This window comes from Luteibacter sp. RCC_6_2 (assembly GCF_041360655.1).
Taxonomy (GTDB): Bacteria; Pseudomonadota; Gammaproteobacteria; order Xanthomonadales; family Rhodanobacteraceae; genus Luteibacter.
The window spans coordinates 1-14,959 of sequence record NZ_JBFUPQ010000014.1 but is presented as its reverse complement, the minus strand read 5'-3'; the positions used below and the strand labels follow the sequence as shown (position 1 = coordinate 14,959).

Here is a 14,959-nt window from a genome sequence, read left to right as displayed (position 1 = left end):
GCTTCCTCTACCGAGAGGCATCACGGAGGGGAACGCCATGCGCGACGCAGCCACCTGGTTCGGCAACTACAGCCGCGATCACCAGAACCCGACCAACCAGCTGATCCATTGGATCTGCGTGCCGGCGATCACCTGGACGGTGGTCGCGCTGGTCTGGCTGATCCCGGTCCCCGGCTGGCTGGGACGGCCGGGGCTCTGGGCCGTGCTGGCGATGTTCCTGGCCTTCTGCTTCTACTATTACCGGCTTTCGCGAAAGATCGGCCTGGCCATGGCAGGCGCTTTCATCGTGCTGGCCCTGGTCACCGACACGATCTACCAGGCCATCGGCTCCACCGGCTTGCTGCGCCTGGCCATCGGCGTGTTCGTGGTGGCCTGGATCGGCCAGTTCATCGGCCACAAGATCGAAGGCCGCCGACCCTCCTTCTTCACCGATATCCAGTACCTGCTGATCGGCCCCGCCTGGCTGATGAGCAAGGCCCTCGGCCGCTTCGGCGTGTCGTACTGACGGACACGCCGTGACCCAGCCCCTCCTGACCTTCCTCTCCGCCGCCATCTGGTGGGTGATCTATTCCAGCGCCGTCGCCGTCGTCCCCGCCCTGATCGTGTGGCTCGCCCTGCGCTGGCTGGAAAAGACGCCCGTGATCTTCAACCGGGCCTACCTGGCCAGCCTGGTCTGGTCGCTCGCCGCCGTGTTGATGGGCGGCCTGGCGATCGCCGCGCAGCACGGCCAGGCACCGGGGCAGTCGATCTTCGTGTTGCCGTGGATGCGCGCTTCGCTGGTGGTCGACATGCTGCTCGGGGCGTGGCTGATCTGGTGGCTGGTGCCGCGGATCGACGCCCGCCGGGTGAAGCCGACCAGCGCCTGCATGGCGGTGGCCCTGGTGATGGTGGTGGCCATGGTGGTCGGCGCGGCCATCCGCCGATAGAAACCTCCTATCGGCTTCATTCAAACGATCACTTGGACTCATGGTTTCGCGTCCCCATAATGAGATGCATTCCCATTGGAGAGTCCGGCCATGGCCAGAAAGATCAAATACGCCGCGACGCACTTCAGCATCGCGTTTTCCATGAGCTACGCCGTAAACCAGAACGTCGCGCTCAGCACGATCGTCGGCATCGCCGAGCCGATCGCCTTCGCCATGGGCCGGGGCGTGTCCCGCGAGGCCCGACGTGGCCTTCCCCTAGCGCGCGCCGCCTGATCCACCGCCTGTGCGGGCGTTGGCGTCGGTGACGGCGCGGGTGAATCCTTCGAACGGGATGTCGGTGATGCCGACCAGCCCGATATGCGCGTTTTCCCCGTCGAGGATGCGGCCGGTCACCGGCTGGTCCACGTACTGGAACCAGTGCGTTCCCACGATGACGCCCGACGCCACGGCGGCGTCGACGAACCGCGCATAGGCCTTGCCGCGTTCCTCCTCGCTGGCCACCGCGGCGACGCCGTTGCCGAAGGGGCCGCGATCCGCCGAACCGAAGTGGAACTCCGTGATCAGCACGGGCTTGTCCATCTTGCGAAAGGCGGCCACATCGAAGCCGTGCTCCGGTAGATCCGTATAGGTGTTGATGCTGGTGACGTCGGCATAGGCCGCGCTGGCTTCTTCCACCTCTGGCGTTCGGACGGCCAGACGGCCGCCGAGGAACAGGTGGTGCGGGTCGGCCTTCTTCAAGGTCTGCGCGACGGTGCGGAAGTATTGGTTCGCATAGAGCTTCAGGAAGGCGATGTAGTCGGCCGCGATCGCCGGATGCGCTTCGTCGGGGTCCGGCGCCTTGAATCCCTTGGCGGCGACCTGCTCCCAATGCGTGGCTGGCACGCCCCACGCTTTCGCGAACGTGGCGGCGTCGCCGTGGGTCTTCTTCAGGTAGTCGAGGAAGGCTTGTTTCGCGGGACTTTCCGGACCTTGCGCGAGGCTTCCCGTGGCGAGTGCCCAGCGGCCTTGCGGCCCCTGCCCCGCCCATGAGAGTTCGTTGTCGGCGAAATAGCCGAGCAGCCATGGATCGTCACGTACGCCCTTGGTGGCTTTCGCCACGGCGGCTTCGGTCGCCTTGGCGAAACGCGGATCGAAAGGATCGGGCATGCGACCCCAATAGTCGAAACCGGCGCCGACGGTGTTGAAGTCACCGTGGATCAGGATGGGCACGGTATAGGCGATGCGGTGGTCGCCGGCGAAGGCCGGATCGCTCCAGTTACCCAGCGTGTTGAACCGCCAGGCCTTGAGACGATCGACCGTGCGCTTGCGCCACGCGGGTTCATCCTTGTCGCTGCCGAACGAACGCGCGACGTTGTTCGCATAGACATCCCACCAGCGCCCGTGATTCATGCCGTTGTCGCGCTGCGAACCCTGGTCGCTACGGCTGTCGCCACTGCCACCGAACGGACCGTTGGCGGCGCCGGGGTCCGCGAACATGTATTCGCGGCCTTGCACGTAAGTGCGTCCGTCGGTGAGGTTGACGGCGTTGACGCCGAGCGAAAAGAAGGCGTGGCCTTCGGGCGTCACCAGCCACCAGCGGCCGCCTTGCTTCTGCGCATGGAACCAGCCGGTGGCTTGCATCGCGGGCAGGTCGGTGCGGCCGCCGTATCGGTCGAGGCCTTTTGGGTCGGTGACTTTCGGGGCGGCGTTTGCTCGGGCTTTCAGGTCCGCATCGCTGGCGATCTTTTCAGCCCAGGTGGCGCGCGTGTACTGGCCGTAGCGGTCGACGATCGCGGTATACGCGTGGCGCAGGTCGTCACTACCGGCGACGTCGTCGAGCTTGCCGAACAGCAAGGTCTGCGGGGCGCCGGGCTGGGGCATCGACAGGGTGACCGAGGTGACGGCGCGCGCGTCGATCGCACCGTCGACCGAGGTGGCGACAATGTTGTCGTCGAATGGCATTGGCGGCCCCACCTGCATGCCGAACGCACGCGGCGAGGTGGCTTGCAGTGGCAGGGACACGGTCTGCGGTGGACCAGGCGGCACGCCCACCGTTGCCGTGAGGTGCCTCGATGCCGAAGTCACGTCGATCATGAGCGTGACCGGCCACGGCATGCCGTTCTGCACGCGCAAGCGCATCGTTCCATCGGCAGTCCATGACCACGTGCCCTTCGTGGGCGTGAGCACGAGCGACGGCTTCGCCGCTGGCTTGAACGTCACCGCCACCAACTCCTCCCCTTCCGCACTCTTGCGCACGGTAGGGTCGAGCGCGGCGTCCTGCGCCGCGATGCGCACCTCGCCGGACGGATGGACGAGATCGACCGCTGTCGCGGCGGCTACGCCCGCGGCGAAAACAGTCGAGGCGATCAGCACGAAAAGGATGATTGGCCGCATCGCCACAATCTGCCACGCCAGACGTGAATATGTCCCGATCCAGCCACGACAAATGCCGTTGTGGGAGCCGGCTATGCCGGCGATCCCGCGGCAGCGGGCCAGATTACCGCTGCGCGCATCGCCGCTGAAGCGGCTCCCACAACACTGCCACCTCACCGTTCAAGCCACGGCCCGGCGACGCCACAGGTAATACACCGGCACACCAACGGCGATGATCACCAGGCTCATCCCCGCGTCCGCGGGCGCCGTCACCGCGGTGGCGGCGATCACGCAGAGCACCGTCGTGGTGAACACCAGCGGCAGCCACGGATAACCGGGCACCAGATACGGCGACGGCTCAGACAGCAATTTCTTGCGATACCAGAAGATCGTCGCGATGCCGAACGCATGCGACAACCACTCGCCCACGGTCGTGTAATTGAGCAAGGCATTGAAGCTGCCCGAAAGGATCAGCACGATCGCCCACGCGCCGAGCGCCACCAGCGCGAACTGCGGCGCACCCGTGCGTGCATCGATGCGCGCGATGGGGCGGAAAAACATGCCATCCGCGCTCATCACCTGCAGCACGCGCGCGCCGCCCGCGATGGCGATGCTGCAGTAGCCGAAGGTGGAACAGGCGATGCCGACGGCGATGATCATGGCGCCGGATTCGCCGAACACGCGGCGCATCAGGTCGGCGGCGGGCGCGGTGCTCGCGGCAAGACCGTCGTGGCCCAGGCCCGCCATGTAGGCGATGTTCACCAGCACGTAGCACACTACCACGCTGGCCATGCCGAGCCCGAGGGCGCGTGGCAGCGTTCGCTGCGGATTGCGCACTTCGCCGGCCAGGTCGTTGAGGTAATGGAAGCCGCCATACGCGAACATCGCCGGCAGCAACGCGCCGATCACCGTGCTTGCCGGTACGTCGTGCGTGGGATCGGCGACGAAGGCCAGGCCGAGGTGGCCACGGGCGAGGAACAGACCGACCACGATCAGCAGCGCGACGGCGGCGAGCTTCAACACGGTGAAGGTGTTCTGCACCCAGGCGCCGGCGCGGATACCGAACAGGTTCACCGCCACGATGAAGCTGATGGCGCCGACCGCCAGCGGCTTCACCCATTCGTGCGGAAGTCCCATGGCGCGGCACGCGTAATCGGCGAAGGTGGTCGCGACCGCGGCGACACTGCCCGGGTAGTTGATCAGCGCCATCGTCCAACCGAACAGGAAGGCCGGCAGCTGGCCGAACGCTTCCCGCAGGTAGACGTACGTGCCACCCGCTTGAGGACGCCTGGCCCCGAGCTCGGCGTAGCAGAGCACCCCGGCTAGTGTGAGCAGGCCACCGAGCGTCCACAGCGCGATGACTTCCGTGCCGGAGCTGGTGAGTTGGGCGACGGTGGCCGGCGTGCGGAAGATGCCCGCGCCGATGACACCGCCAATGACGATCATCGCGGCATCCCAGATGCCGAGGCGACGGAGGTAATGGGCTGGCTGAGGGGCTGGCATCCGCCGACCATGCCATAACCGGCGATGCAGGGCGATATGGCCGTGGTCACGGGCCGGCTGTCCCTTGTGGGAGCAGCGACTTAATGGGAACCGCCCCATGTGGGAGCCGCTTCAGCGGCGATGCCTCTTCAAGGGTGCCGTCCCCTTCCATCTGGCAGGACATCGCCGGCATAGCCGGCTCCCACACAGAGCGGACCTAGAGCCAGGCGGCATTCCAGTAGGGGTAGTCGCCGATTCGATCGACCAACCCGGCGCGCAGCGGATTGGCAACGATATATCGCGCCGCTGCCTTCACATCGTCGTCCTTTCGAAGGGCACGATCATGGAACGACTTCTGCCAAACCGGGGAAACACGACCCGTCGAGCGCTTGATCGAGCTGGACACCATGGCTTTGTATCTCGCAACCACCCGCGAGATATCTCCATCGTGAAGCTCGATCAGTCCATGCCAGTGATCAGGCATCAATACCCAGGCAAGACAACGAGCATCTTTCCAGGCCTTGGGGGAATGACAAATGCGGGAGGCACGGCGCGCGAAGGCAATATCGCGAAACAACGGAGCGCGATTCCACGTCGTGGTCGTTACCAAATAGATGCGACCGGGTTCCGATACCCGGCCGTGGCGAAGATCGCGGGAATGAGGTGGCGAAAGCATTCATCGACCATGCCCGGCCGCGACGGCCCGCGATGCCGTACGGCACCGCGGGCGTCGGTAGGTTATTTCTTCTTCGGGATGTACAGGTCGGTGATCGTGCCTTCGTACACCTCGGCCGCCATGCCGACGGATTCGGCGAGCGTGGGGTGCGGATGGACGGTACGGCCGATGTCGCCGGCTTCGGCGCCCATCTCGATCGCGAGGGCTAGCTCGGAGATGAGGTCGCCCGCGTGCGGGCCGACGATGCCGGCGCCGACGATGCGGTGGGTTTCCTCATCGAACAGGAGCTTGGTGAAGCCTTCGGTGCGGTCGATGCCGATGGCGCGGCCGGAAGCCGCCCAGGGGAACTTGCCTACGCCGATCTTCAGGCCCTTTTCCTTCGCCTCGCGTTCGGTCACGCCGACCCAGGCGATTTCCGGGTCGGTATAGGCCACCGACGGGATCACGCGCGCGTCGAAGAAGCTCTTCTGGCCGGCGGCCGCTTCGGCGGCGACCTTGGCCTCGTGCGTGGCCTTGTGCGCCAGCATCGGCTGGCCCACGAGGTCGCCGATGGCGAAGATGTGCTTCACGTTCGTGCGCATCTGGCGGTCGACGGGGATGAAGCCACGCTCGCTGACTTCCACGCCGGCCTTGTCCGCGCCGATCTTGTTGCCGTTCGGCGAACGGCCCACGGACACCAGCACGCGATCGTAGACGGTGGTCTCGGGAATGCTCTCGCCGTCGAAGGTGACTTCGATGCCCTTCTTCGTGGCCTTCGCCTCGACGACCTTGGTCTTGAGGTGGATGCCCTTGTAACGCTTGGCGATGCGGCCCTGCAACGGCTTCACCAGGTCGAGGTCGGCACCCGGCATGAGCTGGTCGGCCAGCTCGACCACCGTGACGTCCGAGCCGAGGCCCGCGTACACCGTGGCCATTTCCAGGCCGATGATGCCACCGCCGACGACGAGCAATTTCTTCGGCACGTCGCGCAGTTCGAGCGCGCCCGTGGAGTCGATGACGCGCTCGTCGTCCCAGGGGAACGAAGGCAGCTTCACCGACTGCGAGCCCGCGGCGATGATGGCGTTCTGGAAGCGGATGAGCTTCGTGCCTTCGGCCGTCTGGACTTCCATTTCATTCGGCGAGATGAACATGCCGACGCCGGTGACGGTGCGCACCTTGCGCGCCTTCGCCATCTGGGCGAGGCCGCCGGTGAGCTTGCCGACCACCTTTTCCTTGAACGAGCGCAGCTTGTCCAGGTCGATCGTCGGCTTGCCGAACGTGATGCCATGCGCCTCGATGGCGGCGGCCTCGTCGATCACGGCAGCCGCGTGCAGCAGCGCCTTCGACGGGATGCAGCCCACGTTGAGGCAAACGCCGCCCAGCGATTCGTAGCGTTCGACCAGCACGGTATCGAGGCCGATGTCGGCGCCACGGAACGCCGCGGTATAGCCGCCCGGGCCCGAGCCTAGGACGACCAGTTGGCACTCGATGTCCGCCTTGCGCCCGGAGTCGCCCGCCGCTTTCACGCTGGCGGTGGGCACGGGGGCCGGCGCCGCGACGGTCTGCTTCGGCGGTGCCGGAGCGGGCGACGGTACGGCGGGCGCGGGAGCGTCCTTCGTCACGGCCTGGCCGACGACCTTGTCGGCCTCCGGCTTGCCCGCGTCACCCGCGGCTTCGATCAGGGCGATGACGCTGCCGTCGTTCATCTCGTCGCCGACCTTGACCTTCAGTTCGACGATGGTGCCCGCCTGCGTGGCCGGGACGTCCATCGTGGCCTTGTCGGACTCGAGGGTGATGAGGCTCTGGTCTTTCTCGACGGTGTCGCCGACCTTGACCAGGATCTCGATGACCGGCACGTCGTGCGAGCCGCCGAGGTCGGGAACCTTCAGTTCGATGGTGTTAGCCATGGTGCGCCCCCCGTCAGAGCAACAGCCGGCGGATGTCGCCGAGCTGGTTGGCGAGGTACACCGCGAAGCGCGCGGCGAGCGCGCCGTCGATCACGCGGTGGTCGTACGACAGCGACAGCGGCAGCATCAGGCGCGGCGCGAATTCCTTGCCGTTCCAGACCGGCTTCATCTGCGCCTTCGACACACCGAGGATCGCCACTTCCGGCGCATTGATGATCGGCGTGAACGCCGTGCCACCGATGCCGCCGAGCGAGGAAATGGAGAAGCAACCGCCGGACATGTCGTTCGCGGTGAGCTTCTTGTCGCGCGCCTTCTTCGATATCTCGCCCAGTTCCGCGGCGAGTTCGAGCAGGCCCTTCTTGTCGGCGTCGCGGATGACCGGCACGACGAGGCCGTCGGGCGTGTCCACGGCGATGCCGATGTGGAAGTACTTCTTCAGCGTGAGCTTTTCGCCGGAGGCGTCGAGCGAAGCGTTGAAGGTGGGGAATTTCTTCAGCGCCGCGACTACCGCCTTGATCTGGAACACCAGCGGGGTGATCTTCAGATCCTTGTTCTCTTCGCCCAGCTTCTTGCGGAAGGCTTCCAGCTCGGTGATGTCGGCGTCTTCGTACTGCGTGACGTGCGGGATCATCGCCCAATTGCGGGCGAGGTTCGCGCCGGAGATCTTCTGGATGCGCGACAGCGGCTTTTCGTCCACTTCGCCGAACTTCGAGAAATCGACCTTCGGCCACGGCAGCAGGTTGAGCCCGCCACCCGCGGCGACGGTGCCGCCCGCGGCCACCGGCGCGCCGGCGGTCATCACCTGCTTCACGTAGGCGGACACGTCTTCGCGCTGGATGCGGCCACCGCGGCCGCTGCCCTTGACCTGGGCGACGTCGACACCGAGCTCGCGCGCGAAGGCGCGCACGGCCGGGCTCGCGTACGGGACGGCGTCCGGCATGACCACCGATGCGTCGAACGACACCGGCGGCGTGCGCGGCGCACCGCCCACCGGCACGTCGGCCGACGGCGCGGGCGCGGCGGCGGCTTCGCGTCGCGGTGCTTCGGCAGGCGCTTCGGAGACGCCCGGCTTCTCGCCGGACGGAGCGGGCTGCTCGTCGGCGGCAGCGGCTTCGCCGCCCTCACCTTCGAGGATCGCGATGACGTGGTCGTCGTTGACCTCGTCGCCGACCTTGACCTTCAGTTCCTTGATCACGCCGGCCGAGGGCGCGGGAATGTCCATCGTGGCCTTGTCGGACTCGAGCGTCATGAGGCTCTGGTCCTTTTCGACGCGGTCGCCCGCCTTGACCATGATCTCGATGATCGGCACCGGCTTGCCGCCGATGTCGGGAACCTTCACCTCGACCGGACCGGAGGACTTCGACGCCGACGGCGCCTTGGCCGCGGCGGGCGCGGGCGCCGGAGCGGCAGGAGCGGGCGCCGGAGCGGCGGCCTTCGGGGCCTCCGCCTTCGGTGCTTCGGCCTTGGGCGCCTCGGCCTTCGACTGCGCGGCCGGGGCATCGCCCTCGGCTTCCACCAGCGCGATGACATGGCCTTCGTCGACTTCGTCGCCGACCTTGACCTTGAGTTCCTTGATCACGCCGGCGAACGGCGCCGGGACTTCCATCGTGGCCTTGTCGGACTCGAGCGTCACCAGGCTCTGGTCCTTCTCGACGCGATCGCCGACCTTGACCATGATTTCGATGACGGGGACCGCGCTACCACCGATATCGGGGACGCGGGCTTCTTTGACGTCGGCCATGGAACCTCCTAAAAACAGGCGCTTGCGGGCGGACGAACCCGCTGGCGGGGGAATGACGGGCGCCGTGCTGCGGCGCAACCGGTCGATTGTAATCCCTAGGCCCGCCGGATGAGCCGTTTTTGCTCGATTCAAACGCTCGTTTGGGAGGATTTCCGCTTTGCGGAGCCGGTTCCAAAAGGTCGGAGCCGGTTGGTAGGAAGCCGCTTACTTTGGTGGGAAGCCGCTTAAGCGGCGATGGGTGCTCGCCATGGCCCGGCCCGCTGCCGCGGGATCGCCGACAAAGTCGGCTCCCACCCTTTCCCCTTTACCTCATGGGCTGCAGCGGATTGCGTTCGCCCTCGGATGGCGGCCCCACGAGACGGATCTCGCTCTGCGGGTAAGGGATGGTGATGCCGGCCTCGTCGAAGCCTTCCTTGATCCGGCGCAGGAGCGTCGTCTGCGCTTCCCACATGTCGGTCGTGGCGGTCCATCCACGAATGACGAGGTTCACGCTGGAATCGCCCAACGCTTCGGTCCACACGCCGGGCGCGGGGTCCTTGAGGATGCGAGGGTCCGCCGCGAAGAGATCCTGCACCACCTGCATGGCCTTGCCGATGTTGTCGCCATAGCCGATGCCCACCTTCAACTCGAAGCGGCGCGTGCCACGCACGTTGTAGTTGATGATCGCGTCGCCACCCACCTTGGCATTGGGCACCACCGCCTGGCGGTTATCCGGCGTGATCAGGTAGGTGTGCATGAGGTTCACGCTTTCCACGGTGCCGTCGATGCCGCCGAGGCTGACGAAATCGCCCACGCGGAACGGACGGAACAGGATCAGCAACACGCCCCAGGCGATGTTGGACAGCGAGCTGTTGAGCGCGAGACCGATGGCGAGGCCGGCGGCGCCCAGCGCGGCGATGAACGACGTGGTCGGGACGCCGACCGTGCCGAGCACGTTGATGAAGAGCAGCGCCAGCAGCACGCCGTAAATGAGGTTGCGCAGGAACAAGGCCAGCGTGAGGTCGACGCGCGCGCGTTCGAGCGCACGGCGTCCGAAGTTGGCGATACGGGCGGCGAGCCAGAAGCCGACGACCAGGAGCAGCAGTGCCAGCCCGATGCGGATGGCGTAACTGACGATGAGGACGCTCATGGCGTGTTCCACGCCGAGTCGTTCGAGGAGATCCGTCATTTCCCTGCCCTTGTGCGATGAAAAAGCGCGTCGAGGCTATCAGGAAAAAGATGAATGCGTGGTAGGCGACAAACCCCGGCAGAGCCGGCTCTGTGTGGGAGCCGGCTTGTGTGGGAGCCGGCTCTGCCGGCGATGGGTGCTTGCCGCAGACTGGCCCGCTGCCGCGGGATCGCCGACAAAGTCGGCTCCCACAGGACGGCGGCTCCCGCAGGTCTGTTCCTACCGGTCTGTACCTGACCGGTCTACTCGATGCGGTTGTGGGAGCCGCTTCAGCGGCGATGGGTGCTTGCCTCGCACTGGCCCGCTGCCGCGGGATCGCCGACAAGGTCGGCTCCCACCAGGTCACGGCGGCTCCCACCAAAAAAGACAGGGTGGGGCTCCCCATAAAAAAAGGCGCCTTGCGGCGCCTTCTTGTTACGGGGTGGTGTCTGCCGGGGGTTTTGCCGGGACTTGCGCCGTTTGTGGGGCGTCGATCTTGCGGCCGCCGTACGGAAGTACTTCCGCGGCGATCTTGGGATCGGCCTTGATCATCGCGACCTCGTCGCCGACGATGTGGGCGGCTTCGTCCAGCGGCGTGTCCTTGGCCTTCTTCGCTTCGGCTTCCTGCTTGATCTCGGACTTGATGCTGCGCTCGTTGGCGTTGAGGCCGTCGTCGGCCGTGTTGCCGTCGTCGCCCAATTCCGCCGGGCTGCCGTCGCCGCCGAAGATCGCCTTGCGGCGGTTGCGGAAATCGGTCTGGATCGCGTCGTACTGCTTGCGCTCGGCCTGGCGCGCCGCGAAGTTCAGCGAGATGTCGGTCTTGTCGCGCAGCTTCTGGTACTGCGCCAGCTCGTCGAGCATCAGCTTCCACGCGGGCGAGGTGGCCACGCGCGTTTGATGCTTCTGGTTGAGCGGACCGATGATCGGCTTGAGATCGGCCACCGGCTTGTAGTCGGCGGGATCGATGTGACGCCACGGCAGCGCATTGTCGTAGGTGGACTCGCCGAATTCCTTGGCGTCTCCATTCTGCGGGAACTGCACGTCGGGCGTGACGCCATGCAGCTGCGTGCTGTCGCCGTTGATGCGGATGAACTCGGCGATGGTCATCTTGAGTTCGCCGTACTTGGCGTCCTCACCGGTGGTGGCCTTGCCGAAGCGGTCGAGGTCGACCAGGTTCTGCACGGTGCCCTTGCCGAAGGTCGGCTCGCCGATGATGATGCCGCGGCCGTAATCCTGGATGGCGGCGGCGAAGATCTCCGACGCCGATGCCGAACCGCGGTTGACCAGCACGGCCATCGGACCGTCCCACGCCATGCCCGGCGCGTCGTCGCCCTGGGCGTCGACCTGGCCGCGCGCGTCGCGCACCTGCACCACCGGGCCGGTGTCGATGAACAAGCCGGTGAGTTCGGTGGCTTCGTTGAGCGAACCGCCGCCGTTGTTGCGCAGGTCCATGATCACGCCTTCCACCTTCTGTGCCTTCAGCTCGGTGAGCAGCTTGGACACGTCGCGGGTGGCGCTCTTGAAGTTGGCGTCGCCGTTACGGCGCGCGCCGAAGTCCTGGTAGAACGTGGGCAGTTCGATCACGCCGATCTTGCGCGTGACGTCGCCGTCCTTCACGTCGATGACCTTCGACTTGGCGGCCTGCTCTTCCATCGTGACCTTCTTGCGCACGAGGGTGACGATCTCGTGCTTGCCGTCCACACCGGCATCGGCGGGCAGGGTCTCGATGCGGACGGTGGTGTCCTTCTTGCCGCGGATGAGCTTGACCACGTCGTCCTGGCGCCAGCCGACGACGTCGACCATGGGGCCGGTCTCGCCCTGGCCGATGGCGACGATGCGGTCGCCGGGCTTCATCTTGCCGGACTTGATCGCCGGACCGCCCGGGACGAGTTCGCGGATGGTGGTGTAGTCGTCGCGTGCCTGCAGCACCGCGCCGATACCTTCCAGCGACAGGCGCATGGCGATGTCGAAGGCGTCGGCGGCGCGGGGACCGAGGTAATCGGTGTGCGGATCGGTGGAGTTGGCGTACGCGGTCATGAAGGCCTGCGTCGCGTCCTCGTCGTCGAGCTGGCGCACGCGTGAGATGTACGTGGCGTAGCGCTTGTCGAGCGTTTTACGGATGTCGTCGTCGTTCTTGCCGGCCAGCTTCAGGCGCAGCCAGTCGTTCATCGTGCGCTTGCGCCACACGTCGTCGAGCTCGGCCTGGTTCTTCGGCGCGGCGGCCTTCTTGCGATCGAAGTTGAAGCTCTCGTTGCCGCTGAAGTCGAAGCCCTGCTTGAGCAGGCTGCGCGCATAGTTCATGCGATCGACGGCGCGCGTGACATACAGGTTGAACACCGAGAACGGACCGGAGAGATCCTGGTTCCAGATGGCGTCGTCGAACTGCGTCTTCAGCGGATCGAACTTGGCGAGGTCTTCCTGCGTGAAGAAGACCTTCTCGCTATCGAGCGACTCGATGTAGGCCTTGTAGATCTTGGCCGACATGGCGTCGTCGAGCGGCTGGGCCTGGTAGTGGAACCGGGTGAGGAAGCGCGCGGACAGCTGCGACGCCTGCGCTTCGGCCTGGGTCGGCTTCAGCGGCAGGCTGGATTCCTTGCGCTGCGGCTCCGGCGAGGTCGCCGCTTCCGAGGCGTCTTTCGGTTGCGGCGCCGACTTGCCCGCCGGCGCGGTCGTGCCCGGCTGCTGCTGCGGCGCGGCAGCCTGTGCCTGGACACCCGCGGCCGACAAGGCCAGCAGGAGAGCGATCGCGGGGCGAAGAGTCATGTAATCGGAGCCTCGGAATGCGTTGGGGCGTTTATTCGACGACGCCGGCGGCGTGAGCCATCAGGTCGGCATGGTAGGAGGATCGCACCAACGGACCGGAAGCGACATGGGAGAAGCCCATTTCATCGCCCGCGACGCGCAGCGCCTCGAATTCGTCCGGCGTCCAGTAACGGACCACCGGATGGTGGTGCGCCGTCGGCTGCAGGTACTGGCCGATGGTGATCATGTCGACGTCATGGGCGCGTAGATCCCGCATGGTCTCCAGCACCTGCTCGAGCGTCTCGCCCAGGCCCAGCATGATGCCGGACTTGGTCGGCACCGTCGGGTGCTGCGCCTTGAAGTTCTTCAGCAGATCCAGCGACCACTGGTAATCGGCGCCCGGACGGACCTCGCGGTAAAGGTGCGGGACCGTTTCCAGGTTGTGGTTGAAGACGTCCGGCGGGAAATCCTTGAGGACCTCCAGCGCGCGCTCCATGCGGCCCTTGCCGCGGAAATCCGGGGTGAGGATCTCGATGCGGATGTCGGGGCTAGCGTGGCGCACCGCGCGGATGCAGGCCGCGAAATGGGCGGCGCCGCCGTCACGGAGGTCGTCGCGGTCCACCGAGGTGATCACCACGTACTTCAGGCGCATGTCGCGGATCGTCTCGGCCAGGCGAGCCGGCTCGAGCGGATCGGGCGCCAGCGGACGGCCGTGGGCCACGTCGCAGAACGAGCAGCGGCGGGTGCAGACCTCGCCGAGGATCATGAAGGTGGCGGTGCCCTTGGAGAAGCACTCGTGGATGTTCGGGCAGCTGGCTTCCTCGCACACCGTGGTCAGCGAGTTCTCGCGCAGGCGCGCCTTCAGCTGCTGCACGGCGTTGCCCTGGGGCAGGCGCACGCGGATCCAGCTCGGCTTGCGCAGCACGGGCTGGTTGGCGTCGAAGCTCGCGCGGTTGAGCGCGATCTTGTCGTTGCCGAGCATCTTCTCGCCGGGCTTGTCGACGACGGCGATGGGGATGCTGCGGGAGGGGGAAAGGGAGGATTGGCTCATAGGGCTACTGCCTCAGACCGCAAGGCGGGCGGGGAGTTCGGGGAGGATGGGCGCGGCGTCGACGGCGTGGAAACCGAACTGCTTGCAGAATTCCTGTACCAGGACGTCTTCCACGTCCGCCAACCGCGACGGACCGCCCAAGTCTAGCACCTGGGTGACTTCCAAACCCTTGTAGCCGCAGGGATTGATCCGGTGGTAGGGCTCCAGGTCCATGTCCACGTTGAAGGCCAGCCCGTGGAAGCTGCAGCCGCGGCGGATGCGCAGGCCCAGCGCGGCCACCTTGGCGCCCGCCGTGTAGACGCCGGGCGCGCCCTCGCGGCGCTCCGCGCCGATATTCCATTCGCCGAGGGTGTCGATGATGGCCTGCTCGATGCGGTGGACCAGTTCACGCACGCCAACACCCACGCGGCGCAGGTCGATCATCGGGTAGGCCACGATCTGGCCGGGGCCGTGATAGGTCACCTGGCCGCCGCGATCGACGCGGACGACGGGGATGTCGCCCGCCGCCAGCACGTGCTCGGGCAGGCCCGCCTGGCCCAGCGTGAACACCGGGTCGTGCTCCAGCAGCCACAACTCGTCGACGGTGTCGTCGGTGCGGTTGTCGGTGAAGGCGCTCATGGCCTTCCAGGTGGACTCGTAGGGCACGCGCCCCAGCCGGCGGACGTTGAGCGGGAGGGTCATGGGAGCGAAGGTCGGAGGGGATTCGGGGGAGTTGTGGGCGGGGGCCTGGGGTTACAAGAGTAAAACCTGTGGCGCCTATCGCCGGCATAGCCGGCTCCCACAAGGGCAACGGCTGGCACCTTGCGCCAGTCTGGTGGGAGCCGGTTATACGGGCGATCCCGCGGCAGCGGGCCAGTCCGCCGCGAGCCGGTTCTTGCCCGGTGGGAGCAACTGTCTTTTTCCTTTGGCTCCTCAAGGCGCAGTGGATCGCCAGCCGACCTGATCACGGACCATGG

The 14,959-nt window shown here is 66.4% G+C and carries 12 protein-coding genes; 3 read left to right on the top strand and 9 right to left on the bottom strand.

All coding sequences use genetic code 11. From position 1 onward, the window contains the following. Nucleotides 1-37: 37 nt before the first annotated feature. From AB6730_RS15165 to AB6730_RS15155, 3 genes are all read left to right on the top strand, one after another. Entirely contained in the window at nt 38-505 is a 468-nt protein-coding gene (locus AB6730_RS15165; RefSeq protein WP_371024443.1) for a DUF962 domain-containing protein, read from the top strand. 10 nt (nt 506-515) lie between these two features. After that, nucleotides 516-926: a hypothetical protein gene (locus tag AB6730_RS15160; protein WP_371024442.1), complete on the top strand. Its 411-nt coding sequence runs from the start codon at nt 516-518 to the stop codon at nt 924-926. A 90-nt stretch (nt 927-1,016) separates the two neighbouring features. Continuing rightward, nucleotides 1,017-1,199 (top strand): DUF2061 domain-containing protein, encoded by a 183-nt coding sequence (locus AB6730_RS15155; protein WP_371024441.1) that lies wholly within the window; start codon nt 1,017-1,019, stop codon nt 1,197-1,199. On the opposite strand, the gene AB6730_RS15150 is transcribed toward AB6730_RS15155, so the two are convergent. From AB6730_RS15150 to lipB, 9 genes are all read right to left on the bottom strand, one after another. Further along, entirely contained in the window at nt 1,182-3,299 is a 2,118-nt protein-coding gene (locus AB6730_RS15150; protein ID WP_371024440.1) for a beta-agarase, read from the bottom strand. The two genes, AB6730_RS15155 and AB6730_RS15150, sit on opposite strands and share 18 nt — an antisense overlap. Before the next feature lie 159 nt (nt 3,300-3,458). Next, nucleotides 3,459-4,781, bottom strand: a complete 1,323-nt coding sequence (locus tag AB6730_RS15145; protein WP_371024439.1) for an APC family permease — start codon at nt 4,779-4,781, stop codon at nt 3,459-3,461. Nucleotides 4,782-4,977: 196 nt separating this feature from the next. Then, entirely contained in the window at nt 4,978-5,436 is a 459-nt protein-coding gene (locus AB6730_RS15140; protein ID WP_371024438.1) for a transposase, read from the bottom strand. A gap of 62 nt (nt 5,437-5,498) precedes the next feature. Then, nucleotides 5,499-7,322, bottom strand: a complete 1,824-nt coding sequence (gene lpdA, locus AB6730_RS15135; RefSeq protein ID WP_371024437.1) for a dihydrolipoyl dehydrogenase — start codon at nt 7,320-7,322, stop codon at nt 5,499-5,501. Nucleotides 7,323-7,335: 13 nt separating this feature from the next. After that, entirely contained in the window at nt 7,336-9,063 is a 1,728-nt protein-coding gene (gene aceF, locus AB6730_RS15130) for a dihydrolipoyllysine-residue acetyltransferase (protein WP_371024436.1), read from the bottom strand. Between the two features lie 304 nt (nt 9,064-9,367). Beyond that, on the bottom strand, nt 9,368-10,231 hold the full coding sequence (locus tag AB6730_RS15125) for a mechanosensitive ion channel family protein (RefSeq protein WP_371024435.1): 864 nt from the start codon (nt 10,229-10,231) through the stop codon (nt 9,368-9,370). 414 nt (nt 10,232-10,645) lie between these two features. After that, on the bottom strand, nt 10,646-12,973 hold the full coding sequence (locus tag AB6730_RS15120; RefSeq protein ID WP_371024434.1) for a carboxy terminal-processing peptidase: 2,328 nt from the start codon (nt 12,971-12,973) through the stop codon (nt 10,646-10,648). A 31-nt stretch (nt 12,974-13,004) separates the two neighbouring features. Further along, complete coding sequence (gene lipA, locus AB6730_RS15115; RefSeq protein WP_371024433.1) at nt 13,005-14,003, bottom strand: lipoyl synthase; 999 nt, start codon at nt 14,001-14,003, stop codon at nt 13,005-13,007. Nucleotides 14,004-14,015: 12 nt separating this feature from the next. Further along, the gene (gene lipB / locus AB6730_RS15110; protein ID WP_371024432.1) at nt 14,016-14,684 is read right to left on the bottom strand and encodes a lipoyl(octanoyl) transferase LipB; all 669 of its coding nucleotides are present in this window, start codon (nt 14,682-14,684) and stop codon (nt 14,016-14,018) included. Nucleotides 14,685-14,959 lie beyond the last annotated feature (275 nt).

Bases quoted from the DNA above. Each gene is read 5' to 3' on its own strand.
- AB6730_RS15145 (WP_371024439.1), bottom strand. From the start codon at position 4,781: ATGCCAGCCCCTCAGCCAGCCCATTACCTCCGTCGCCTCGGCATCTGG.
- AB6730_RS15150 (WP_371024440.1), bottom strand. From the start codon at position 3,299: ATGCGGCCAATCATCCTTTTCGTGCTGATCGCCTCGACTGTTTTCGCC.
- AB6730_RS15155 (WP_371024441.1), top strand. From the start codon at position 1,017: ATGGCCAGAAAGATCAAATACGCCGCGACGCACTTCAGCATCGCGTTT.
- AB6730_RS15165 (WP_371024443.1), top strand. From the start codon at position 38: ATGCGCGACGCAGCCACCTGGTTCGGCAACTACAGCCGCGATCACCAG.
- lipA (WP_371024433.1), bottom strand. From the start codon at position 14,003: ATGAGCCAATCCTCCCTTTCCCCCTCCCGCAGCATCCCCATCGCCGTC.
- lipB (WP_371024432.1), bottom strand. From the start codon at position 14,684: ATGACCCTCCCGCTCAACGTCCGCCGGCTGGGGCGCGTGCCCTACGAG.
- AB6730_RS15125 (WP_371024435.1), bottom strand. From the start codon at position 10,231: ATGACGGATCTCCTCGAACGACTCGGCGTGGAACACGCCATGAGCGTC.
- aceF (WP_371024436.1), bottom strand. From the start codon at position 9,063: ATGGCCGACGTCAAAGAAGCCCGCGTCCCCGATATCGGTGGTAGCGCG.
- AB6730_RS15120 (WP_371024434.1), bottom strand. From the start codon at position 12,973: ATGACTCTTCGCCCCGCGATCGCTCTCCTGCTGGCCTTGTCGGCCGCG.
- lpdA (WP_371024437.1), bottom strand. From the start codon at position 7,322: ATGGCTAACACCATCGAACTGAAGGTTCCCGACCTCGGCGGCTCGCAC.
- AB6730_RS15140 (WP_371024438.1), bottom strand. From the start codon at position 5,436: ATGCTTTCGCCACCTCATTCCCGCGATCTTCGCCACGGCCGGGTATCG.